Origin of the sequence: Pseudomonas sp. BN414, from assembly GCF_029871275.1 — a bacterium.
In the GTDB taxonomy this organism is placed as follows: domain Bacteria; phylum Pseudomonadota; class Gammaproteobacteria; order Pseudomonadales; family Pseudomonadaceae; genus Metapseudomonas; species Metapseudomonas resinovorans_C.
Genome location: NZ_SSOL01000040.1, coordinates 249,486 through 272,905, shown reverse-complemented (window position 1 = coordinate 272,905; position 23,420 = coordinate 249,486). Strand labels below are relative to the sequence as shown.

General features: G+C 64.2%; 21 protein-coding genes. 7 read left to right on the top strand and 14 right to left on the bottom strand.

What is annotated here, in order from left to right; all coding sequences use genetic code 11:
* Positions 1–248: 248 nt before the first annotated feature.
* The 8 genes from E8E95_RS07640 to E8E95_RS07605 form a co-directional block, all read right to left on the bottom strand.
* Entirely contained in the window at positions 249–1,139 is an 891-nt protein-coding gene (locus E8E95_RS07640; RefSeq protein ID WP_280349274.1) for a LysR family transcriptional regulator, read from the bottom strand.
* A gap of 539 nt (positions 1,140–1,678) precedes the next feature.
* Positions 1,679–2,005: a Rieske 2Fe-2S domain-containing protein gene (locus tag E8E95_RS07635; RefSeq protein WP_280349273.1), complete on the bottom strand. Its 327-nt coding sequence runs from the start codon at positions 2,003–2,005 to the stop codon at positions 1,679–1,681.
* Positions 2,002–2,313, bottom strand: a complete 312-nt coding sequence (locus tag E8E95_RS07630; protein ID WP_280349272.1) for a YciI family protein — start codon at positions 2,311–2,313, stop codon at positions 2,002–2,004. The genes E8E95_RS07635 and E8E95_RS07630 overlap by 4 nt, the downstream gene beginning before the upstream one ends.
* Complete coding sequence (locus tag E8E95_RS07625) at positions 2,310–3,185, bottom strand: intradiol ring-cleavage dioxygenase (protein WP_280349271.1); 876 nt, start codon at positions 3,183–3,185, stop codon at positions 2,310–2,312. Before E8E95_RS07625 ends, E8E95_RS07630 begins: the two co-directional genes overlap by 4 nt.
* Positions 3,186–3,274: 89 nt before the next feature.
* A complete protein-coding gene (locus E8E95_RS07620) occupies positions 3,275–4,342 on the bottom strand; it encodes a maleylacetate reductase (protein WP_280349270.1) in 1,068 nt (355 codons plus the stop codon).
* 8 nt (positions 4,343–4,350) lie between these two features.
* Complete coding sequence (locus tag E8E95_RS07615) at positions 4,351–5,814, bottom strand: aldehyde dehydrogenase family protein (RefSeq protein ID WP_280349269.1); 1,464 nt, start codon at positions 5,812–5,814, stop codon at positions 4,351–4,353.
* Between the two features lie 91 nt (positions 5,815–5,905).
* Positions 5,906–6,925, bottom strand: a complete 1,020-nt coding sequence (locus E8E95_RS07610; RefSeq protein ID WP_280349268.1) for a hydroxyquinol 1,2-dioxygenase — start codon at positions 6,923–6,925, stop codon at positions 5,906–5,908.
* Between the two features lie 37 nt (positions 6,926–6,962).
* Positions 6,963–7,457, bottom strand: a complete 495-nt coding sequence (locus E8E95_RS07605; RefSeq protein WP_280349267.1) for a hydroxyquinol 1,2-dioxygenase — start codon at positions 7,455–7,457, stop codon at positions 6,963–6,965.
* Between the two features lie 421 nt (positions 7,458–7,878).
* Between E8E95_RS07605 and E8E95_RS07600 the strand changes: the two genes are divergently transcribed.
* Positions 7,879–8,199 (top strand): hypothetical protein, encoded by a 321-nt coding sequence (locus E8E95_RS07600; protein WP_280349266.1) that lies wholly within the window; start codon positions 7,879–7,881, stop codon positions 8,197–8,199.
* 365 nt (positions 8,200–8,564) lie between these two features.
* On the opposite strand, the gene E8E95_RS07595 is transcribed toward E8E95_RS07600, so the two are convergent.
* The 3 genes from E8E95_RS07595 to E8E95_RS07585 form a co-directional block, all read right to left on the bottom strand.
* Positions 8,565–9,536, bottom strand: a complete 972-nt coding sequence (locus tag E8E95_RS07595) for a GTP-binding protein (RefSeq protein WP_280349265.1) — start codon at positions 9,534–9,536, stop codon at positions 8,565–8,567.
* A gap of 24 nt (positions 9,537–9,560) precedes the next feature.
* Positions 9,561–11,297, bottom strand: coding sequence for an amidohydrolase (locus E8E95_RS07590; protein WP_280349264.1), 1,737 nt, complete (start codon positions 11,295–11,297; stop codon positions 9,561–9,563).
* Between the two features lie 115 nt (positions 11,298–11,412).
* Positions 11,413–12,996: an amidohydrolase gene (locus E8E95_RS07585; protein ID WP_280349263.1), complete on the bottom strand. Its 1,584-nt coding sequence runs from the start codon at positions 12,994–12,996 to the stop codon at positions 11,413–11,415.
* 153 nt (positions 12,997–13,149) lie between these two features.
* Here E8E95_RS07585 and E8E95_RS07580 point away from each other — a divergent pair, with 153 nt between their 5' ends.
* The 5 genes from E8E95_RS07580 to E8E95_RS07560 all read left to right on the top strand — a co-directional run bounded on the left by E8E95_RS07580 (position 13,150) and on the right by E8E95_RS07560 (position 18,281).
* Positions 13,150–14,055 (top strand): LysR substrate-binding domain-containing protein, encoded by a 906-nt coding sequence (locus E8E95_RS07580; RefSeq protein ID WP_280349262.1) that lies wholly within the window; start codon positions 13,150–13,152, stop codon positions 14,053–14,055.
* A gap of 231 nt (positions 14,056–14,286) precedes the next feature.
* Positions 14,287–15,378: an ABC transporter ATP-binding protein gene (locus E8E95_RS07575; RefSeq protein ID WP_280349261.1), complete on the top strand. Its 1,092-nt coding sequence runs from the start codon at positions 14,287–14,289 to the stop codon at positions 15,376–15,378.
* 86 nt (positions 15,379–15,464) lie between these two features.
* Complete coding sequence (locus E8E95_RS07570) at positions 15,465–16,580, top strand: ABC transporter substrate-binding protein (RefSeq protein WP_280349260.1); 1,116 nt, start codon at positions 15,465–15,467, stop codon at positions 16,578–16,580.
* Between the two features lie 10 nt (positions 16,581–16,590).
* On the top strand, positions 16,591–17,427 hold the full coding sequence (locus E8E95_RS07565; protein ID WP_044874530.1) for an ABC transporter permease: 837 nt from the start codon (positions 16,591–16,593) through the stop codon (positions 17,425–17,427).
* An 8-nt stretch (positions 17,428–17,435) separates the two neighbouring features.
* Positions 17,436–18,281 (top strand): ABC transporter permease, encoded by an 846-nt coding sequence (locus E8E95_RS07560; protein ID WP_280349259.1) that lies wholly within the window; start codon positions 17,436–17,438, stop codon positions 18,279–18,281.
* 452 nt (positions 18,282–18,733) lie between these two features.
* Here the strand turns inward: E8E95_RS07560 and E8E95_RS07555 are convergent, their stop codons facing one another.
* Entirely contained in the window at positions 18,734–19,468 is a 735-nt protein-coding gene (locus E8E95_RS07555; protein WP_280349258.1) for a class II aldolase/adducin family protein, read from the bottom strand.
* 112 nt (positions 19,469–19,580) lie between these two features.
* Between E8E95_RS07555 and E8E95_RS07550 the strand changes: the two genes are divergently transcribed.
* Positions 19,581–20,465 (top strand): LysR substrate-binding domain-containing protein, encoded by an 885-nt coding sequence (locus E8E95_RS07550; RefSeq protein WP_280349257.1) that lies wholly within the window; start codon positions 19,581–19,583, stop codon positions 20,463–20,465.
* 122 nt (positions 20,466–20,587) lie between these two features.
* Here the strand turns inward: E8E95_RS07550 and E8E95_RS07545 are convergent, their stop codons facing one another.
* A complete protein-coding gene (locus E8E95_RS07545; RefSeq protein ID WP_280349256.1) occupies positions 20,588–21,613 on the bottom strand; it encodes a LacI family DNA-binding transcriptional regulator in 1,026 nt (341 codons plus the stop codon).
* Positions 21,614–21,790: 177 nt separating this feature from the next.
* The gene (locus E8E95_RS07540) at positions 21,791–23,401 is read right to left on the bottom strand and encodes a 5-guanidino-2-oxopentanoate decarboxylase (protein ID WP_280349255.1); all 1,611 of its coding nucleotides are present in this window, start codon (positions 23,399–23,401) and stop codon (positions 21,791–21,793) included.
* Positions 23,402–23,420: the final 19 nt, after the last annotated feature.

Here is a 23,420-nt window from a genome sequence, read left to right as displayed (position 1 = left end):
GATCGCGTCAAGGCGCGGACCGTAGGTTGTGGCTGAGCGATGCGAAGCCCAACATCCCCGCCCGCTCGTTGGGCCGCGCTGCGCTTGGCCCAACCTACGAATGGGTGGCGAATCGCTGCATCAGGAAATCGATGTCGGACGGTTTCATTAACAGGATCGCGTCAAGGCGCGGACCGTAGGTTGTGGCTGAGCGATGCGAAGCCCAACATCCCTGCCCCCTCGTTGGGCCGCGCTGCGCTTGACCCAACCTACGAGTGGACGGCGAATCGCTGCACCAGGAAGTCGATCAAGGCTCGTACCTTGGCCGGCAAGCGGCGACCAGGCGGGCAGACCGCATAGATTTGCGAGCTGGGCAGCGGGAAGTCCTGAAGCACTTCTACCAGCCGGCCGCTGGCGAGGCCCTCATTCAGCAGGAAGCGCGGCAGCGAAACCAGCCCCAGGCCATCCATCGCCGCCTGCACCAGCACTTCGCCGTTGTTGGCGATCAGCCGCGGCCGCACCACCACCGAACGCCACTCGCGGCCCATGAGGAACTGCCACTGGCTGCTGTTCGCACGGTTCTTGTAACCCAGGCACTGATGCTCGCGCAGGTCATCGGGGACCTCCGGGGTGCCATGGGCCGCCAGGTATTCGGGACTGGCGCAAACCGCGTGAGGACAGGGGCCCAATTCACGGGCCACCAGGGTGGAGTCCGGCAGGCGGCCGATGCGCAGGGTGAGGTCATAACCCTCGTTGACCAGGTCCACATAGCGGTCGTTGAGGTCCAGTTCCACATCTAGGCCGGGATGGGTGCGCATGAATTCGTTGAGTGCCGGCGAGAGGTGTTTCAACCCGAAGGACATGGGTGCGGCTAGACGCAAGCGTCCGCGCAACTCGCTCTGCAGGCTGCGGGTCGCTTCCTCGGCTTCGGCCAGGTCACGCAGGATTCGCTGGGCGCGCTCGAAATAGTCCAGTCCGGTTTCGGTCAGGCTGAGGCGTCGCGTGGTGCGATTGAACAGCCGGCACTCCAGGTGCCGCTCCAGCGCACTCATGCGCCGACTGACCACCGACTTGACGATGTTCAGCCGTTGCGCCGCCGCCGAGAAGCCACCGGTCTCGACCACGACCACGAATACCCGCATGTCTTCGAACAGGTTCATCGCTAACCGCCTGTGAGGAACGAGGGGCCGTTATCACAGGTTTAGCGGATTTGGGCATTGGCATTTGTTAAGGCGCGGTTGTCTTGCGAATCCTTGTGGGGGCGAATTCATTCGCTGAGGGCTGCGCAGCTGCCCCGTAGGTTGGCGTTGAGCGCAGCGAAGCCCAACACGCCCAAAATACCGGGCTCGCCGCACCTTCCCTCACCCCAACCCTCTCCGAGGGGGAGAGGGAGCCGTCCGTGCCAAGTTCGGCTCTAGCACGTCCCTGCAGGGGCGAACCTTCGGTCCGCATAGCGATTGAAATCGCCCCCACAAAAGAGAGCGGCACCGAAGCATCGTCGCCCCTCGAATACCTGTAGGGGCGAATTCATTCGCCAAGGGCAGCGAAGCTGCCCCGTAGGTTGGCGCAGAGCGCAGCGAAGCCCAACGCGCTCAAACTCCGGGGCCGACTCTGGCTCGTTCCTGTAACGGCGAACCTTCAGTCCGCTTGGCGAATGAATTCGCCCCTACAGAAAGCAATCCTCCTGGAGGATATCCACCTACAAAAGCTCCACCCTCCCCTGCACCACCCGCACCGGCACCGCTTGCAGCCGACTGCCGGCACAGGGACCTTCGATGCAGTGGCCGTCCTCGAAGCGGAACAAGGCGCTGTGGTGGGCGCACATCAGTACCTGGCTGCGGTAGGTGGAGAACTCGCCAGGGCGGAAGTCCAGCGGCACCGAGAAGTGTGGGCAGCGGTTGTGGTATCCCCAGACTTCTTCGCCACGACGGACCAGTACCAGCGGCAGCGCCCTACCCTGCAGCGTGGCCTCCAGCGCCAGGGCGCCGCCGTCGACGATGGCCTCCAGCGCGCAAAGCAGCTTCATCCGCGCAGCTCCGGGTTGCCCAGGCCCCAGTTCCAGGGGCGGACCTCGATGTGCTCGAACAACCCTGCGCGCACGTAGGGATCATCACCGAGAAAAGCCTGGACCTCGCCCAGGCTCATGGCTTCCACCACCAGCAGCGTACCGTTCATGCGGCCGTTGCCGCTGTCCAGTGTCGGGCCACCGAGGCGCACCACCACCCGGTGTGGATAGGGATTGCGCAGGTGCTCGCGATGGGCCGGGCGCACCTGGTTACGCAAGGCCATTTGGCCAGGCTTGTCAGTGGCGAAGACGGCGAAATACTGGCTCATGACGTTGCGCGCTCAAGCACGAAGTCGTAACTGGCCAGGCGGAACGCGCCGTCGATGCCATGCGCTGCCGCCAGCGGATGGTCGCCCTGACAGGGCTCGTAGACCACCTTGAGAGAGTCCTTCACACCGAACACCACATCCGACTCCAGGTAGGGGTCATCGTGGTTGAACAGGTGGGTGACCAGGGTGCGCCGCCCCTCGGCCATGACCATGAAATGCAGGTGCGCCGGACGCCACGGGTGGCGGTCGCTGGCCTGGAGCAGGCGTCCCACCGGGCCATCGGTGGGAATGGGGTAGCTCACCGGGACGATGGTCCTGATCGCGAAGCGGCCTTCGGCGTCCGTGCGGTAGCGACCTCGCAGGTTGGCCAGCGGCTGGTCCGGGTCCTGCCCGGAGTACATGCCGTTCTCCGCGGTCTGCCAGACATCCAGCACGGCGTTGGCGATGGGCTCGCCGGTGGCATCCAGCACCCTGCCCAGCACCAGGGCGGGCTCGCCCGGGGTGAATGCCATGTTTTCGCCAGGGCTGCGTTCGGGCATACCGGCGATGTAGAAAGGCCCGAACACCGTGGTTTCGGTGACGGCTTCGCTGGCGCGATGGTTGATGGCATCCACCAGCATGGACAGGCCGATCACATCCGAGAGCAGGATGAATTCCTGGCGCACGGTGCCATCGCACTTCTTACCGGTGTCGGTGAGGAAGCGGATGCCTTCCAGCCACTCTTCCTCGGTCAGTTCCACTTCGCTGGCGAAGGCATGGAGGTGGCGCACCAGCCCCTGCACCAGCTGGCGCAGACGCGGGTTGGGCGTATTGGCGAAGGCGGCAACCGCCTGTGCGGAAATCTTCGATTCGTTAGTCGGGATGTTGTTCATCTTGTGTTCCCGTGGGTCGGTTACGGCGAGTGGCGTGGGAGCACCCTCTCCCCCGGCCCCTCTCCCTGAAGGGAGAGGGGAGTAGTACTTCATGCGGGAGGAAGGCCCTGCCAGGCGCGAAGCAGCATGGCTTCGATGGCGTCCCGTTCGAACGGGCGCGGGTTGTAGTAGGGGCTGGCGCAGGCGATCGCGGCGGCTTCCGCCGGTCCTTCCTCGGGCAGTCCGATCTCGGCCAGGGAAGCCGGAATGCCCAGCTTCTGGTTGAGCGCGAACAGGAGCGGCCCCACTTCTTCCGCCTCCTTGCCCCCCAGGGCACGGGCGGCGCGGCGCAGCGGTTCGGCGGCAGCCTTGCGGTTGTAATGCGCGGCATGGGGCAGCACCACCGAGTGGACCTGCGCGTGCGGCAGGTTGAAGGTCCCGCCCAGGGTGTGGCAGAGCTTGTGGTGAATGGCCATGCCCACCGAGCCCAGGCAGATGCCGGCCAGCCAGGCACCGTAGAGCGCCCGGCTGCGCGCTTCGGCGTCTTCGGGGTTGGCGACCACACCAGGCAGCGACTCGGCCAGGGCGCGAATCGACTCTTCCGCCATCAGGGTGATGATGGGGTTGGCGTCCTGGGCGTAAAGCGTTTCCACTGCATGGGCCATGGCGTTCATGCCCGAGCACGCGGAGATCGCCGCTGGCAGGGTCAGGGTCAACTGCGGGTCATAGACCACCGTCTTCGGCAGCACGCGAAAATCGCGCCCGGTCTTCTTCAGGCGGTTCTCGGTGAGGCCGTAGATGGGGGTCATCTCGGAGCCGGCATAGGTCGTCGGCACTGCCAGGATCGGCAGGCCGGATTCCAGGGCGATGGCCTTGCCCAGACCGATGGTGGAACCACCGCCGATGGCGACGCAGCAGTCGGCGCCAAGCCGGGACGCCTCTTCACGCGCGGCACGGGCCACTTCCACCGGCACATGCATCACCGCCTGCGGATAGACGCCGGCGGAACGCTCTCCGAGTATCGCCGCCACTCGCTCGCCGAGGTGACGCTGCTCCGGAGTGGTGAGGATCAACGCACGACGAGCACCAAGCTTGTCCAGTTCCTCGGCCAGGGTTTCCAGCTTGCCCCAGCCGAACACCACGCGAGAGGCCAGGCCTTGGTAGATGAAAGGATTCATGCTCAACCTCAACGTTTGAAATGGGGCGGAATCTTCGCGTCCACGTTGACCCACACCGAACGAGCTTCGGTGTAGTCGTGGATCGCCTCGAAGCCCATCTCGCGGCCATAGCCGGACTGGCCCAAACCGCCGAAGGGGCTACCCGGACTGACGCGCTTGTAGCAGTTGATCCAGCACATCCCGGCATGGATGTTCGCCGCCATCCGGTGAGCGCGTTGCAGGTCGCGGGTCCAGAGGCCGCTGCCGAGCCCGTACTGGGTGCCGTTGGCGATTGCCAGGGCTTCTTCATCCGAAGAGAAACGCAGCACGGTGACGAAGGGACCGAACACTTCTTCCTGGGCCACACGGTGGTCCGGTTGGGCTTCGACCACGGTGGGCTCGATGTAGTAGCCGTCGGCGAACGCCGGATCGTTGGGCACCTTGCCGCCAGTGAGAATGCGGCCACCCTGGGCGCGGGCGATGTCCACATAGTCCAGTACGCGGTCGCGGTGCTGGGCAGAAGTCAGCGGCCCCATCTCGGTGTTCGGGTCCAGCGGGCTGCCCAGGCGGATGGAGCGAGCCAGGCCGATGAAACGCTCGAGGAATTCGTCGGCAATGCGTTCATGGAGGATCAGCCGCGAGCCGGCAATGCAGGCCTGCCCCTGATTATGGAAGATCGCCCAGGCGGCGCCGTTCACGGCTGCCTCCAGGTTGGCGTCGTCGAAGACGATATTGGCGCCCTTCCCGCCCAGCTCCAGTTGCACGCGCTTGAGATTGCCCTGGGAGGCTTCGACGATCCGCCGGCCGGTAGCGGTCGAGCCGGTGAAGGCGATCTTGCCCACGTCCTCGTGCTCGGCCAGGCGTTGGCCGGCTGTGTGACCGTAACCCGGCACGACGTTGACCACGCCATCGGGAAAACCGACTTCCTTCATCAGCTCGGCGATGCGCAGGGTGGACAATGGGGTGATCTCCGACGGCTTGATGACCACCGTGTTGCCCGCGGCCAGGGCCGGGCCCATTTTCCAACTGGTGAACATCAGCGGGAAGTTCCACGGCACGATCTGCCCGACCACGCCAATGGGCTTGCGCTGCACATAATTGAGGAAGCCGGTTTCCACCGGGATCACCGCACCTTCGATCTTGTCGGCCATGCCACCGAAGTAGCGGAAGCAGGCGGCCGTGCGCGGCACATCCAGGCTGCGGGAATCACGGATCGGGTGGCCGGTGTCCAGAGATTCCAGTTGGGCCAGCTCCTCGAGGTGCTCCTCGATCTTGTCCGCCAGCTTCAGCAGCAGGCGGCCGCGCTCGGCGCTCGACAGTGCGGCCCAGGCCGGAAAGGCACGCTTCGCGGCAGCGACGGCCAGGTCCACGTCCTCGGCTTCGGCGGCGGCGATATGGGTGATCAGCGAGCCGTCATGGGGCGACAGGACTTCGATCGTCCCGCCCTTCTGGGCCGGTACGAAGCGGCCATCGATGAAGAGTTGGTTTTGCATGGGTAAAGCTCCCCGGGCGCCGCAACGGAGCGCGACGCCTGTGAATGGCATGAAATCGTCCCCTCTCCCAGAGGGAGAGGGGCGCTGGGCATCAGAACTCCACGGGATACGGCGGCAGCTCGCCGCTTTCGTAGCGCTGCGGCAGGTTCGGCGTGGCGTTCTCCCACACCAGCAGCATGGAGCGCTTGGTGGAGTAGCCCTGGTGGCGGATGTCGGCAGGCATGGCGCAGATGTCACCGGGGCGCATGGTGATGCGCGCACGCGGGGCGCCATCGTCCTTGTCGGCCACGTCCCAGATGATTTCGTCGGAGAGCTGCAGGAACCACTCCACGCGGTCGTTGCCATGGAACACCGGGAGGATGAATTCCTCAGTGGTCGGGCAGAACAGGCTGGCCTTGCACACCGAACTGACCGAGGGGTTCCAGGTCACGTCGGAGCGGGACAGGTATTTGTAGAGGTTGAAGGCATGCAGCTCGCCTTCGAAACCTTCGGCGGCATGGATCTCTGGCTCATCCTGGGCGACGTCGGCGAACTGGCGGTTCACCGGCAGGTCGTTGCGCAGCGGCGAGTCGTCCGGCAGGCCCGGCATGCGGCGGGTGGCGACACGGAAGCGCTCGATGGCTTCGATGTTGTCGCCGTTCTTGCGGCCGAAGGCGCTACCGGTTTCTTCCGGTGCGGCGAAGGGGTCGAAGCCAGCGTTGGTCCAGTCGCGCAGGATGGCCTTGAAGGTGGCCATGATCTTCGGCGTCTCGAACTGCTCGGTGTAGTCGACACCTGCCTCGCGCAGCACGCCGTTGAAGGTGCCGGCGTAAAGGTCGACCTTGCCGTAGTGGTTGCGGGTGCCGATGACTTCATCGAAGTTCACCCAGCCATAGAAGAAGCCCCAGGCCACGTCGCGCATGGTGGCGCGCAGGAAGGCGTCGGCGGGTATCAGGTGCGAGCGCTGCTGACCCTTGGCCGGCCACTGGATGCGCGCGAAATACTCGTCGCGGGACAGGGTGAAGGCACCCAGCTTGAAAGTGCGGTAGCCGGTGACGGCATCGGGCAGGCTGGCTTCGACCTCATCGGCGGCGAAGCTGGCGGAAGTGTCGAGGGTTTCGAGCATGGCCATGGTGGATGTCCTTTTGTTCTGGTTGTGGGTCAGGCGGTCACTTCAGGCAGATGTCTGCCCACTTCTCCACCGACAGCGGTCCCTTGATGGTCTGCAACAGCAGCACACCAGGGCGCGCACTTTCGAAGCGGTAGGCGCAGCCCGCCGGCAGCAGGGCCTGGTGACCGCGCTTGAGCAGCACATAACCCATCGGGCGCCCCTTGGGCTGCTCGCCGGCCAGGTGCGTGCCTTCACCATCCGCCAGGGGTTCGTCGAGCTTGAGGAAATCCACCCGCACCTCGCTGTCCACGGAGATGGCGAACTCATCGTGGGCGGCGGTGTACCAGGGCGAGGTGCCCTCGGCGCGCAGGGTTTCGATGACGTAGCCGAGGTTCAGCCCTACCACCACCTTTTCGTAGGGGGCGGAACGGCTGGCGACGTCGAAGATATTGGAGAACGCGTAGTGGCGGGCTTCGCCCTGGATGATCTCGATCGACCCCATGCGATGGTCGTCGAGCGAGCCGAAGACGGTATGGAACGCGGCAGTGCTCATCTCATTCACCGTTTGTTGTAGTGGTGAGTGAACGTTACGAGGGGTGCCTGCCGGCAACAATTCCAAGCCGGGCGACAACAGTGTTTGCAAAACGCGAACAGTGCACGAGACGCTCTAGTTCGGCACTTTCAGCGGGACATGCGGTTGAGTTCGCAGGCCGGAGTTTCGGTTGGTGATTGCTTTAGGAAGACTCTATCGAACAGATAAATCGGTTTGATCGATTATTCCGCCCCACAGAAAAGGTCTTTCCAGCAAAGGCAATAACATCCCAATGAATGCGCTAACGCTTTGTTTTTATTTAACTTAAATAACTATCACTGACATCGATGGCAACCATCATCGAGGATCACTTCTTCATCGAAATCACATCAGTAACATGGGCCCCACAGACGAACACCACCCCCTCACCAAGGTGCCCAAAATGAAAAAGCAAATCCTCGCCAGCCTGTTCATCGCCAGCCTGTCCGCCACTGCTTTTGCCCTGCCCCAGGGTGCCGTTGTCGCTGAAGGGGGTTCCGACCGCACCACCATCAACCGTGTCGCCGAAGGCGGTGCTGACCGCACCGGCGCCAACCGCATCGCCGAAAACGGCTCCGACCGTTCCGAGTCCCTGCGGGTTGCCGAAGGTGGTTCCGACCGCACCAAAGGCTTCGATGTTGCCGAAGGTGGTTCCGACCGCACTAAAGGCTTCGATGTTGCCGAAGGTGGCGCCGACCGCACTGGTGCCAGCCGCATCAGCTGATATCGGAGCACCGTTCAGAGGCAGGCAATCACGATGTATGCAGTTCCTCGAAAGGCAGAAGGCGCCACATGTGGCGCCTTCTTCTTTTGGGGGACTAGAAAAGATCGTTTCAGGTTGGTTCTTGTAGGGGCGAATTCATTCGCCAAGCAGATCGAAGATCTGCCCGTCGGACCTGCATGGGGCAGCTTCGCCGCCCTTGGCGAATGAATTCGCCCCTACAGTCAGATTGCGCATGAGTTCAGCGACGTAGGATGGGTGGAGCTTGCGATACCCATCAGCCTTGTCCGCATGGGTATCGCTCCGGTCGCGGAACGCCGCCCGACCCATCCTACGAAGGCGAATGAATTCGCCCCCACAACAAAGCCTCAGGCCACGCAAGCTTCGAAAGTCGCCTGCATCTGCGCAGCGTCGATGGTCCCGCGCTTACCGATGAACACCAGCTGGGTGAAGGGTTCGCGGCCTTCCCAACCAGCCTCCGGCAGAATCTCGCTGCGGCTTCCCACGAGATGCAGGATGCAACGCTTGCCCGGCGCTTCGGCTATCTGGCAGATGCCCTTGGCGCGGAATATCTCCGCTGGCAAGGCAGCCAGTGCCTGGCGCAAGGCTTTTAGCGACATTGGCCGCTCACTGGCGAAACTCCAGGTCTCGAAGATCGCCGAGTGATCCTCCTCCTTCACGCTCGCCACTGCCGGAGCCGCCGTTGCGGCAGCAGGACGGAAGCTCCACCCCGCCTTGAAGCGCCCTACTCCCAGCACCAGCTCCAGCGGGACCTCGCCATACTCGCTTTCCAGTATCCGCGCGCTGGGATACAGCCACCGGGCCTTGAGCGTGTCGAGCTGGTCGCGGCTGACCCGATCCACCTTGTTCAGGACGATGATGTCGGCCACATCCAGCTGTTCCATTGCCAGCTGCGCCATCTCGCCCTCCAGGGACTCGAACTGCTCGGCATCCACCACCGTCAGGATGCTGTCGATGGCGAGCGCATCGCGGAATTGCGGATAACGCAGGGTGTTGGCGATCTTGCTCGGGTTCGACACGCCGCTCGCCTCGATCACGATGTACTCGGGGCGATTGCTGCGGTCGTCCAGGAGTCGCCCCAACTGCTCGATCAGGTCGCTTTCGACGGTGCAGCAGATGCAGCCATTGGCCAGGCTCACCGTCGTCTGGGTCTGGCTGACGATCAGTTCGCTGTCGATGTTGATCGCACCGAAGTCATTGACCATCACCGCCATGCGCAGGCCGTGGTCGCTGTTGAGGATGCGGTTCAGCAAGGTGGTCTTGCCGGCGCCGAGAAAGCCCGAAACCAGGGTGACGGGAATGGGGGCGAGTCTGCTCAAGGGCTTGTCTCCTGGCCGTTTACATCAGAAGTTCGGCAGCTCGAAGCGCCAGGTGGCGACATGGCTGGTGTCGTCGAATTCGCCATGGCGGTCCCAGGTTACCTCGCCCTCCAGCAGGGTCAGCTGCACCTGGGTGTTATGGATGTTGCCCTTGGGTTCCACGTCGAAGAGGTTGCGGTCGAGCACGATCAGGTCGGCGGACTTGCCCACCTCGATCGAACCGGCCTTGTCTTCGATACCCATGCACCAGGCGCCGTTGATAGTCATCACGCGCATGGCCTGTTCCAGGCTGATGGGGTTGCCGTAGAACCGGCCCTCTTCCTCTCCATAGGGGTTCTCGCGGGTGACCATGGCCTCGAAGCCGATCCACGGGTTGATGCTGGACACCGGCCAGTCGGTACCCATTACCGCCACGCCGCCGTGCTCCAGGACGCCCTTGAAGTTGTAGGCGCGCTGCATGCGGTCTTCGCCGAACACCGCGCGGGCGTTGGCGAAGGAGGACGGGAACCAGCCCACCGGCGAGAACTCGGCGGTGACATTGAGCTCGGCGAAGCGCGGCAGGTTGGCATCCAGCAGCGTGGTGCTGTGGGCGCACTGGTGGCGTACTCCGCTGTAGCCGTTGCGCCGACGCGCTTCGGCCACGGCATCGAGGAACAGGTCGGAGGCGCCGTCGCCGGTGCAGTGGGCGATCACGCGGATGCCCCTGCGGTCCATGTCCACCACCATGTCGGTGATGTGTTCCGGGGTCAGGTTGAGGTGACCGCGCCAGCTGGCATCCCCCGGCCAGGCGCTGGACAGGTAGGACGAACGGGATTCGTGGGTGCCGTCGAAGTGGAACTTAACCGCGTTGGCGTTGAGTCGGGCGCTGCGGTAGTAGTGACGCTCTCCTGCCAGCAGCTCCCAGCGGCGTTTCACCGGGAAGATGTCGTCCTGCCAGCTGATGGCGGCCTCGACCCGGACCGACAGCTCACCGGCCTGGTCGATGGTTTTCAGTGCGTTCAGGCGATGCTCGCAGACATGGACGAACTTGGTGCCCACCACGCCATGGCCGCTCTGGAACCACACGCCCTCGCGGTAGGCGCGCTTCAGCGCGTGTTGCGGCGTGGGCGGCATGGCGGCATGCATCAGTGCGTAGGCGCCGTCGACCAGGATGCCGGTGGGTTCGCCGGTGACGCTGTCGCGCTCGATGTAGCCATGGCGCGGGTCCATGGTGTCGGCATCGATACCGGCCAGCTCCAGGGCTCGGGAGTTGACCATCATGCAGCCCCAGGAACGGTCGAGGATGGCCACCGGACGATCGGGCAGGACGCTGTCCAGCCAATGGCGATCAGGCACCAGGCCGGCTTGGCGGAAGGTGTAGCGCACGAAGTACTGGCCGTACACCCAACCATCACCGGGGTGGGCCGCTGCGTAGTCGAGGATGGACTGGCGCACCTGCTCCGGGGTCGGGTCTTCCACGCCGACTTCCAGATAGCCCGCATAGCCGGGCGCCAGCTTCAGGTCCGGGTGGGTGTGCATGTCATAGAGGCCCGGCATGGCAAAGCGGCCCTTGAGGTCCAGCACCTGAGTGCGCGGACCAATGAGGCTGGCCATGTCGGAGGTTGCCCCCACCGCGACGAAGCGCCCGCCTCCAACAGCCACGGCTTCAGCCCAGGGATTGGCCTCGTCCACGGTGTAGATGCGGCCGTTGGTCAGCACCAGGTCGGCGGCGCCGGTCGGGCCTGGAACGTTGCTGGAGCGGTAATCGGTGGGGTTACCCATGGCAGTGACACCTTCTTCGGAATGCGCGCGGGCTTTCCACCCGTCTTGGCAGAATCAGTCTTGAATCGTTGGAATCGTGGTGCGGGCGCGCCCGGTTCGCAGGCGCGCCGCCGTTTCATTCGTCGTCGCGGGCGGGAATCCACCACTCTTCACCGCGCACGGTGCGGATGTACTCCGGCCAGCGATAGCGGTGCGGCGCCTGGAAATCCTTCGGCAGCAGGGGTGCCTGCCAGCGACTGCCGCCGATGCCGCCACCGGTGCGCTCGACGAACTCGGCGCGTGCGGCAGCCAGCAGGTCCGGGCGAGTCAGCAGGTCCACCAGGGTCGCGGCGATGGTCTTGGCCGCCACCTGGATCATCGGGTCGATGGTCTGGCGGATGCCGCCCAGGGCGTTGGCCACCCAATCGGGATAGGTGTAGCCAGCCGGCGCCGAGAGCATCGGCCGCGCCACCAGCAGGCGCACGGTCGGGCAATGCCAGGTGTATTCCGGGTAGTCGTCGGAGGTCAGGTGCTTCTGCCAGGCCGGCATCTGCAGGCGCATCTGGCGCTCGCACTCCTGCGGCTCGATCAGTTCTTCGGTGGCCGGCAGGAAGGGTTTTTCCATCGGTTGCAGACCGAGGTTGGCCTGGATTTCCTGGGCGATCTCGATCGCTTCATTACCCCAACGCGGAGCGCCGACCAGCGCCAGGTTGTCGTAGGTAGCCTGGGCCATCACATGGTTGGGCAAGCCGCCACGGGACTTGCACACCCAGGTCTTCTTCCACTGGCAACCGGTGGCCAGCGCGGTGGCGGCAGCGTTGTTGTCCATCACCTGGGCAATGGTCTCGGCCTGCTCGATGGAATCGCAGCGCAGCAGGTACTGGATCTGCGAAATGTGCGGCGGCAGGTTGTCCGCAGTCGCCTGGCCAGCGGTGAGGATGGCCTCGTTGTAGCTCCACAGGCCGGTGAACGGCAGCGTGGAACGGCGCAGGCTTTCGTTCAGGGTGTAGAAGTGCACCAGCGCATCGTTGGCGCCCGGTGCGCGGGCCGCCAAGTGGTTCTGCGGGATCGGGCTGTACTTGTCCGAGGCGATCCAATTCTGCGGCTCATCGCAGGTGAAGGTGTAGATGTAGGCATAGGCGATACCGCAATGGGTATCCCAGGTGGTGGTGTTGTTCAGCGGCAGCATGTAGGTGGGGTGGAAGCTGATGGCCGCATCGATATCGTCGTAGTAACCCTTGGCGGCATGCACCGGCTTGGAAGCGCGCAGCTTTTCCGCCGGCTCGCCGAAGAACTTCAGGGTGCCCTGGATACCGTGCTCCAGCATCGCCGCCTTGGCCGCCAGCAGGCCACCGAGGGCGCTGATGCCCAGCGCCGAGTGAGGGTCGGTATGGCCGGGCGCAAAGCGCGACAGACCATCACGCGGCATCTTGCGGGTCGCCGCAGCCTGGCAGTTGCCGGGCACCGCGTCGTACTCGCCATAGGTCGCTACCACCGGGCCTTCACCGTTCTTGAAGGTGGCGCAGAACGCCGTGGGCATGCCACCGCTGCCCTCTTCCACCTCGAAGCCTTCCTTGCGCAGCAACTCGACGTACCAGGCGCAGGACTTGTACTCGCGGAATGCCGGTTCCGCGTAATGCCAGATGACCTGGTGCCAGTCCGACAGGGTCTTGTGCTGCTGCGCCACCCATTCCAGGGCGAATTGCTTGGGCTCGTGCATGAAGGAGGTTCCTTGATGGTGTGACCGGGCCCGTCCGTGCAGGGCCAGCGGTGGGCTGGCCCTAGTATTGTTGAGTGGAGCGATACAACAATCGATTTATTTCGCCACTAATGTTTAGATATTTTCACCTCACACCAGTATTCCGGAGCTGCCATGCGCTTCCCCTCGATGACCGCCCTGCGTGCCCTGGACGCCGTCGCCCGTCTGGGCAGCGTGTCCGCCGCCGCCCATGAGCTGAACCTGACCCGTAGCGCCATCAGCCACCAGATCAGCAGCCTGGAAGAGAGTCTTGGCTTCACCCTGACCGAACGCATCGGCCGCGGCATCGGCCTCACCTACCGCGGCGAACGCTATGCCCGCGAGGTCCACCGCATCCTTTCCAACCTGGAGGAAGCCAGCCGGCGCCTGGATGACCAGGAAATCTCCGGACGCCTCTGCGTCAGCTGCAATCCCGGCTTCGCCACCTACTGGCTGTGCCATCACATCGGCGGCTTCCTGCGCCAGTACCCGCAGGTCCAGTTGCAACTGATTTCGCCGCGCACACCGGATCACGTCAGCAATCCCAACGTCGACCTCTTCATCGCCTACGGCATTGGTGACTGGCCCGACATGTCGGTGGAGCAGATCGTCGCCCTGCGCTTCTTCCCGGTGTGCAGTCCGCGCCTGATCAACGCCCTGGGCGGCCTCAAGAACCCACAGGAACTGGCCGAATTCCCCCTGCTGCACATGAGCGACTACAGCGACTGGAGGGTCTGGCTTGCCGCCGCAGGTGCTTCCAGCGTGGATGCCGGCACCGGCATCGTCTTCTCCGATGCCCACTGCGCGCAGTCCGCGTGCATTGCCGCTCAGGGCGTCGGCATGGGCGACAACCTGATCAGCGGCGACGCCCTGGCTCGTGGCCTGCTGGTGCGTCCATTCGAAATCGCCATCGACTCCCATCGCGGCTATTACCTGGTGGCAGACCCGCAGAAGGCCGAACGCCCGGCCGTGCAGGCCTTCAGCAACTGGGTGAAGACGCAGCTGCAAGCCTCTACACAGATCTGGCACGAGCATCGCTGAACCTGCTCTTGTAGGAGCGAGCTTGCTCGCGAAGCGTTGGTGCTGGCCTCTTTCACGAGCAAGCTCGCTCCTACGGGAGACGGGCAATTTCGGGATCTTAAATGTCCAAAAAAACTAAACATTAAGGGCGAAATAATTCCATTGATGTAGCGCTGCCTTTGACAATAATGGCCAAAACGCCCAATCCGGGACCCATTTGCGAGTCCCAGCACAACAAGGGGAGTAACCAGCGTGCCAAGCAGTCAGGCCATCCAGCTCAGCGCCCAGGGGATCAGGAAGCAGTACGGACATTTCACCGCCCTGGACGGCATCGACCTGGACATCCGCCAGGGTGAGTTCCTCACCCTCCTCGGCCCGTCGGGTTCAGGCAAGACCACCCTTCTGATGATCCTCGCGGGTTTCCTCGAAGCCAGCGCCGGCCAACTCATGGAGAACGGCGTAGATATCAGTCGCCGTCCCGCCGAGAAACGCAACTTCGGCATGGTGTTCCAGGGCTACGCGCTGTTCCCCCACATGTCGGTAGAAGACAACGTCGCTTACCCGCTGCGCATCCGTGGCGTGAAGGCAGAAGAACGCCAACGTCGCGTCAGGCACATCCTCGAAGTCGTAGGCCTCGGCGCACACATGAAGAAGAAGCCGGCCGAGCTCTCCGGTGGCCAGCAACAACGCGTCGCCATCGCCCGCGCGCTGGTGTTCGAGCCGGACCTGCTGCTGCTCGACGAACCCCTCTCCGCGCTGGACAAGAACCTGCGCGAGCAGCTCCAGGCCGAACTGCAACGCATCCACCGCCAGGTGGGCACGAGCTTCGTGTTCGTCACCCACGACCAGGGCGAGGCGCTCGCCCTCTCCACCCGCATCGCGATCTTCAACCAGGGCCGCCTGGCCCAGGTCGACAGCCCGGAAGACATCTACGACCGCCCCAACAGCCGCTTCGTCGCAGAATTCCTCGGCAAGATGAACCTCTTCCCCCTGGCAGACCTGACCCGTAACGGCACCAACGCAAGCGGCCGCTGCGGTGACAACCAATTGCACGCCGCTGCACCGCAGACACTGGGCGATCAACCGAAGCTGCTGGCCGTACGCCCCGAGCACATGGACCTGCACACCGAGCGCCCCGAGCTCAGCGGGCACAACATCGTCGCCGCGCACCTCACGGAAAAGGTCTACCAGGGCGCCAGCACCCACCTGGCCCTGAAACTGGGCCAGGACGCTCCGGCCATCAACCTGGCGGTACCCGGTAACCACCCCGGCGCCCAGTTGGCCAGCGGCACACCGGTGTGGCTGAGCTGGCCGGTACAGCGCAGCTTCCTGCTCGACGCCTGACCACCGAGACGCACCTTTTTCCACTGCGCTTCCCTACAACAACAATCGGCCGCGCCCCAAAGGGCGGGCCACGCGAGGAATTGCCCATGAGCCAGGAACATCAGCGCGACTGCATCGAAGTCCTCATCGAGAAAGCCCGTGGCGGGCAGATCAACCGCCGCACCTTCATCCAGGCGATGGGCCTGCTGGCCGCCGCGCCGCTCGCCATGCGCAGCGGCATCAGCTGGGCCGCCGACGGCAAGCCGCTGGTGGTCGTGAACTGGGGCGGCGATGCCCTGGACGCCTTCCGCCGCGCCTGGACCGACAGCTTCAGCAAGAGCACCGGCATCCAGGTTCGCATCGACGGTGCCGGCCCGACCGAAGGCGCCATCCGCTCGCAGCTGGCCAGTGGCAAACCGAGCTGGGACGTCGTCGACGTGGACAGCTACAGCGCCATGACCCTCGGCCGCGACAAGATCCTCCAGCCGCTGGACTACAGCGTCATCCAGCGTGGCCAGGTGGCCCCGGGCCTGTCCCACGACCACGGCATCGCCGGCTACCTGTTCAGCTACGTGATGGCCTGGGACAGCGAGCAATTCGGTGACCAGGGCCCGACCAGCTGGGCCGATTTCTGGAACGTCGAGAAATTCCCCGGCAAGCGCACCCTCTACAAGTGGATGAACGGCATGTTGGAAGCCGCGCTGCTGGCCGACGGCGTACCCGCCGAGCAGCTCTACCCGCTGGACGTCCCGCGCGCCCTGCGCAAGATCGACGAACTCAAGCCCCACGTCCTGTCGTTCTGGAGTTCCGGCGCGGAAAGCCAGCAGTTGATGATCGAAGGCGAAGTCTCGATGGGCGCCATCTGGAGCACCCGCGCCAAGCTGCTCGCCGAAGACAGCGAAGACCGCATCCGCTGGGGCTATGACAATGCATTCCTCAACGCCAGCAGCTGGGCGGTGCTTTCCGACAACCCGGCCGGCAGCCCGGCAGCCATGCAATTCATCCAGCACGCGCTGCAACCGGAAGGCCAGCTCAAGTTGTTCGAACTGCTGGGGAACGGCCCGTCAAACGGCGCCACGCAGAAGCTCATGAGTGCGGAACAGCGCGAGGCGGATTGCGCGTCCGAGGAGAACTTCAAGAAGCAGATCTTCCTCAACACCGAGTGGTACGCCGACAACTACGCCACCACCCTGGAACAGTACCTGACCCACCTTTCCAAGTGAGCCGCCGCGCATGAGCACAACCCACTCCGCCAACCTGGAGCGCAGCCTGCTGCTGATTCCTCTGCCCCTGTTGCTGGTGGTCTTCTACCTGCTGCCGTTCCTCGGCGTAGTGGGCTGGAGCTTCACCCTGCCGGAGCCCGGCATCGAGCAGTACCAGCGCATCGCGACCGATCCCGCGATCCACGACATGCTCTGGCGCACCCTGCGCCTGTGCCTGACCGTCAGCACCCTGGCGCTGGTCATCGGCTACCTGCTGGCCTACTGCTGGGTATTCAGCCCGCCGTTCTGGCAACGCATGGTGGAGATCTGCATCTTCATCCCGTTCTGGATTTCGGTGCTGGTACGGGCCTTCGGCTGGCTGATCGCCCTGCGCAGCAACGGCGTGCTGAACGGTGGTCTGATGGGCCTCGGCCTCATCGACTCGCCGTTGCAGCTGACCCGTAATGAGACCGGCGTGGTCATCGGCATGCTCCACTTCATGGTGCCGTACGCCCTGTTCCCGCTGCTTTCCAGCATGCGCCAGCTCGACCAGCGCGTACTGCTGGCCTCCCGCGGCCTCGGTGCTGGTGCCTTGCGCACCTTCTGGCAGGTGTTGCTGCCGCAGACCGTACCGGGCCTGCTGGGCGCTTTCATCATGGTCTTCGTGTTCTGCCTGGGCTTCTTCATCACGCCGGTGCTGCTGGGCGGTGGCCAGACGGTGATGATCGCCGAGTACGTCTTCCTGCAGATGTTCCAGACCAGTAACTGGGGTCTCGGAGCCGCACTCAGCGTGGTGCTGCTGGCCCTGGTCAGCGCCCTGATCTGGCTGCTGCTGCGCATCACCCGTGTCAACCGCCTGGTGGGCTGAGGTCAATCATGAATACACATAAAACGGGCCTCTCCACCCGCCTGCTCGCCACCGTGGCCATGGCCTTCATGCTGTTCCCGCTGTTGACGGTCATCCCGGTGTCGTTCACCAGCAAGCGCTACCTGTCGATGCCCAACGGCAACTGGTCGCTGCGCCACTACGAAGCCCTGCTGGGCAACCCGGAGTGGATGGCGAGCATCCTCCAGAGCCTGGGCATCGCCTTCGCCACCAGCCTGATCGCCACCGCCCTGGCGGTCAGTTTCAGCCTCGGCATCTGGTACCTGCGCTCGCGCCTGGCCACCGTGCTGATCGGTCTGGTACTGCTGCCCATGGCGATTCCGCCGGTGATCTCGGCGCTGGTCCTGTACTTCATGGAGACCAACCTCGGACGCATTGCTCCTGGCTTCGGCTACGACACCATTCCCGGCGTGATCATCGCCCACGTGGTGATGGTGGTGCCCTACGGTGTGGTGACCATGCTGGTCGCCCTGAGCCAGATCGATCGCCGCATCGAACTGGCCTCGCGCAACCTCGGCGCCAGCCTGATGCAGACCACCTTCCTGGTGGTGATGCCGAACCTCAAGCTCGGCATCGCCTCCACCGCGCTGCTCAGCTTCGCGCTGTCCTGGGAGGAAGTGGCGGTGACCCTGTTCATCACCAGCGTCGACGTCAACACCCTGCCCCGCCGCATCTGGGGCGGACTGCGGGATAACGTCGACCCGAGCGTGGCGGCCATCTCCGTGCTGCTGATCGGGGTGACCCTGCTGGTGCTCTGCGCACGGCTGCTGTTGCAGTACCTGGCGGAACGCAAGGCCAGGGAAGCGACACCCCGAACGGCGACCGCGCCGGCCTGATACGAAAAAGCCCGGACCTGATCCGGGCTTTTTCGTTGGGGATACGGACTGTAGGAGCGAGCTCTGCTCGCGAATCTGGGAGTTGGAGTTGGCCTGCTACCCCCCCTCTCCCCCGGCCCCTCTCCCTGAAGTGGAGAGGGGTGACTCGCGCCGGATACACCATGCCATCCGGCAAACTCGAAACCCTGTGGGGGCACGTACTGTAGGAGCGATCTTGCTCGCGAATCTAAGCGACACCTGGGAGTCGGAGCCACCCGGCTAGCTCCCTCACCCCCGGCCCCTCTCCCAAAGGAGAGGGGTGACTCGCGCCGGATGCACGATACCATCCGGCGAACTCCAAACCCTGTGGGGGCGATTTCAATCGCTAAGGGCAGCGCAGCTGCACCCCTCCAAGGGCGAACCTTCGGTCCGCTCAGCGAATAAATTCGCCCCCACAAGGAGCACAGCCCCTGTCACTTACGGAACGACGAATCGATCCGATCCAGTCGGCGCAGTTCCGCCTGCCAGACCAGGTCGACGCTTTCCAGGTGGTAGCGGTCGTTGTTCAATTGGCGCGCGGTGAACTCGCAGGCGTCGTGATCGGGGATGATCAGCGGCCGGCCCGTCTTCATCGCTTCCAGCTGAATCTCGCAGGCCTGGTTCAGGTAGTACATGAGGAAGTAGGCCTCGGCGACGCTGCGACCCACCGTGAGCAGGCCATGGTTGCGCAGGATCAGGGCCTTGCTGGTCCCCAGCGCGGCGACGATACGGCCGCGGACTTCCAGGTCCAGCGGCACGCCCTCGTAGTCGTAGTAGGCGACCCGATCGTAGAAGGTCATGTTGGTCTGGTTCAGTGGCAGCAGGCCTTCCTCCAGTGCCGCCACCGCCATGCCGGCCATGGTGTGGGTGTGCATCACGCAAACGGCGTCGTGGCGGTTCATGTGCACGGCGCTGTGAATGGTGAAACCGGCTGGATTCACTTCCGGTGAATGGGCATCGAGTTTGTTGCCGTCGACATCGATCGCTACGAGGTTGGAGGCGCAGATCTCCTCCGGACGCAAGCCGTACTGGTTGATCAGGAAAGCCGGATCGTCCCCCGGCAGGCGCACCGAGATGTGGGTGAAGACCTGGTCGCTCCAGCCATTCAGGTCCAGCAGGCGGTAGGCGGCGGCAAGGTCGGTTCGCAGTTGTTGTTCTGTAGTGTTCATCGGTGCTCCCGCAGGCTAGGTGGTTGTCGAGGCAGGCAGACTAGGTCCGCTTGTTGGCCGTGGGATATCGATTTATCCTCCCACCACTCATTCCATTTCGTAATGAACTTCCATGCGCCGACTTCTGCCCAGCATGATTTCCCTCACCTGCTTCGCCGCCTTCGCCCGGCACATGAGTGTCACCCGTGCGGCAGAGGAACTCAGCCTGACCCAAGGCGCCGTGAGCCGACAGATCAAGAACCTCGAAGAAATGCTCGGCCGTCCCCTGGTGGAGAAAGTTCGCCAGCGCCTGCTGCTGACCGAAGACGGACGTCGCTACGTGGAAGAGATCAGCCCGTTGCTGGACCAGATGGAAGCCGCGACCCAGCGCGTCAGTGCCAATCGCTCCGGTCGCCTGCGGATCGGCGCGGAACCCTCCCTCACCACTCGCTGGCTGCTGCCGAAGCTGAAGGCTTATGGGCAGTTGCATCCCGAGATCGAACTGCAGGTGATGAATGACCTGCACCGTCTCTATGAGCAACTGGAAGGCTTCGACCTGGCCATTCTTTTCGGTGACGGCAGCTGGCCGGGATTCGAAGCCCAGCTGCTGATGGGCGGCGAAATGGTCGCCGTCTGCACCCCGGAACTGCTGGAACGCCATGGACCGGTAAATGAACGGCGCGACATCCTGCGTTATCCCCTGCTCCACCACAGCGCCCTCGCGGATCAGGGCAAATCGTCGACTCAGCTCTGGCTGCAAAGCGCCGGTCTCTCAGCGAAGGAGATCGACGCCCTGCCCGGCCAGCGTCTGGAGCACTTCCAGTTCGTCCTCGACGCTGCCGTGCACAGCCTGGGCATCACCGTGCTGCCTCGTTATTTCGTGGCCCCGGAAGTGGAAGCGGGTCGGCTGGTGATCGCCAGTCCGGAACCCTTGCTCTGCGGCGACTATTACCTGGTGGTGCCGGAGGGTTGCCGGGATGCCAAGGTCAGGGCGTTTGCGCAGTGGTTGCTGCGCTGATTCCCTGTGGGGGCGATTTCAATCGCTGAGCGGACCGCAGGTTCGCCCTTGAGACTTGCGGGGCAGCTGCGCCGCCCTCAGCGAATAAATTCGCCCCCACATAAGAGCGATCCTGCACCGAGTTAACGCTGCAGCGCGGTCGACTCCCGCGCCACCAGTTCGCTGCCTACATCCACCAGTGCCTCCCACTTTTCTTCACCCGCGATGCGCTGGCAGAGCAGCTCCACCGTGGCATTGGCTACCTGCTCGGCGGGGATTCGCACGCTGGTAAGTGACGGTGTGGCCACCCGGGCGATGGGCAGGTCACCGAAGCCGCAGATGCCGAGTTCGTCCGGCACTCGGATACCCAGGCGCTGACAGGTGAAGAGCGCGCCGATGGCGGGCATGTCGTTGGTGAAGAAGGCGCCATCGCATTCGATCTCGCCGCGGGCGAAGCGCTGGATCACGTCCACGCCGTCATCGATATGCGGTACGGGCGACGTATTCAGGCGCAAGGGTTCGATTCCGAGTCCATCCTGCACTGCCTGACGAAAGCCGGCGAAGCGCAGATTCTCACGCTCGTCGTCGTAGCCGAAGAATGCCGGCTTGCGGTATCCGCACTCCACCAGATGGCGCCCAGCCGCCGCACCCGCTGCCCAGTTGGAGAAGCCCACGACCTGCCCCACGGGCGTACGCGGCACGTCGCCTTCCGGCAGGTCCCAGAGTTCGATCAGGGGGATATCCGTGGATTGCAACAGTTCCAGTGTTTCGGGGGCGTGGTAGCCATAGGCGAGGATCAGCCCGTCCAGCTGGCGTCCGAGAAAAGCGCGCAGCAGCTTGCCTTCCTCTTCCTGGGAGAAGCGGGTTTCACCGATCAGCAGGTGGTAACCGGCTCGCGCCAGCCCTTGTTGGAGGATTTCGATGGTGGCCGCGAGGATGGGATTGGTGATGGTGGTGATCAGCGCACCGATGATGCCGCTGCGCCGTGTCACCAACTGGCTGGCCGCCAGGTTGGGCACGTAACCCAGTTCGCGCACCGCCTGCTCGACCTTCTGCCGGGTCCGCTCGGAAACCATGTCCGGTTTGCTCAGCGCCCGCGACACCGTCATCCCGGACACCCCGGCCAATTGGGCGACGTCGTGCAGCGTGGGTTTGCTCTTGTTCGACATCCTGGCCTCTGGCGCCGTGTTCAGGGAGGCGCATTATCCCTATCGGCACCCCAAGGAGCACGAATTTGTGGGGGCGAATTCATTCGCGAAGGGCAGCGCAGCTGCCCCCTGGGTCTCGAAGGGCGAACCTGCGGTCCGCTCAGCGATTGAAATCGCCCCCACAGGACACCTGCTCCGTTACTGCAGGAACTCCGCGTGCTCCCACACCTCGATCACCGTCGGGCGATCAGCCTTGGCGGCGGTCTTCAGCAGCTCGGCCAGGTGCTCCAGGCTTTCGGCCTTCTCGGCGTTGCAGCCGAAGGCGCGGGCAAGGCCCTGGAAGTCCGGGGTGTAGATGTCGACGCCGATGGTGGGGATGTCGCGGTTCTTCATGTAGCGCTTGATCTCGCCGTAGCCGCTGTTGTTCCACAGCAGCACGATGATCGGCGCCCCGGCTTCCACCGCCGAAGCCAGTTCCGGCAGGGTGAACTGGATGCCGCCGTCGCCGATCAGCGCTATCACCGGACGCTCGGGCGCGGCCAGCTTGGCACCGACGGCAGCAGGCAGGCCGTAGCCCAGCGTGCCGTAACCGGTAGCGGAATTGAACCAGCTGCGGGTACGGGTGGCTTCGAACAGGTGGTTGCCGGAGTAAACCGGTTGGGTCGAGTCGCCCGCGACGATCAGGTCTGGCAGGGTCTGCTGCAGGATTTCCAGCACCTTGCGCTGGCCATTCCAGGTTTCCGGCCACTGGGCGTCCAGTTGTTCGCGCACGGCGGCGGCGCGCTTCGAGCCGGCACTCTCGGCATTGAAGGAAGCGGTCGCACCCAGCGCATCGGCCAGCGCAGCCATGGCCTTGCGGGAGTCGCTGAGGATGGCGATATCGGCCGGGTAGTTACGGTTCAGCTGCTCGGCGTCGATGTCGATACGGATCAGCTGGCTCTCGATACGGAAGTTGCCGTCGAACACCACGTCGTAGTCGGTCTCGCCCAGCTCGGTGCCGATCGCCAGCACCACGTCGGACTCAAGCACCATCTTGCGCACCGGCACCCAGGCCTGGTTGCAGCCCAGCGCCAGCGGATGGCCCTTGGGCAGCACACCCTTGGCGTTGATGGTGTAGGCGGTAGGCGCATCCAGCGCTTCGACCAGACGCTGGGCTTCAGCGCCCGCATCGGCGCAGCCGCCACCCAGGAGAACCAGCGGACGCTGGGCACCCTTGAGCATGTCGGCAGCGCGGGCGATGGCATCCAGGCAAGGACCGGGACGGCTCGGCAGCGCGCCCAGCTTGCGGCGCACGTGGTCGGCCGGAGCGGTGATGACGTCGATCGGAATCTCGATGTGTACCGGGCGCGGGCGCGCGCCATTGAACACGGCGAAGGCGCGGGTCAGTACGTCCGGCAGCTCGTCGGGACGCATCAGGGTGTGGCTGAAGGCGGCGACGCCGGAAACCAGGTTGCGCTGCGAAGGCAGCTCGTGCAGGCGGCCACCGCCCATGCCCAGTTGTTCGGTGTTGTTGACGCTGGAAATCACCAGCATCGGAATGGAGTCGGCGTAGGCCTGGCCCATGGCGGTGGTGATGTTGGTCATACCCGGGCCGGTGATGATGAAGCACACGCCCGGTTTGCCGGACACGCGGGCGTAACCATCGGCCATGAAGCCTGCGCCCTGCTCGTGGCGCGGGGTCACGTGACGGATAGCGGTATTGGGCAGGCCGCGATACAGCTCCACCGTGTGCACGCCAGGGATACCGAAAACGGTATCCACGCCAAAGCCTTCCAGCAGCTCAACCAGCAGTTCTCCGCAGGTCAACATGGGCAGTCCTCCAAAGGAT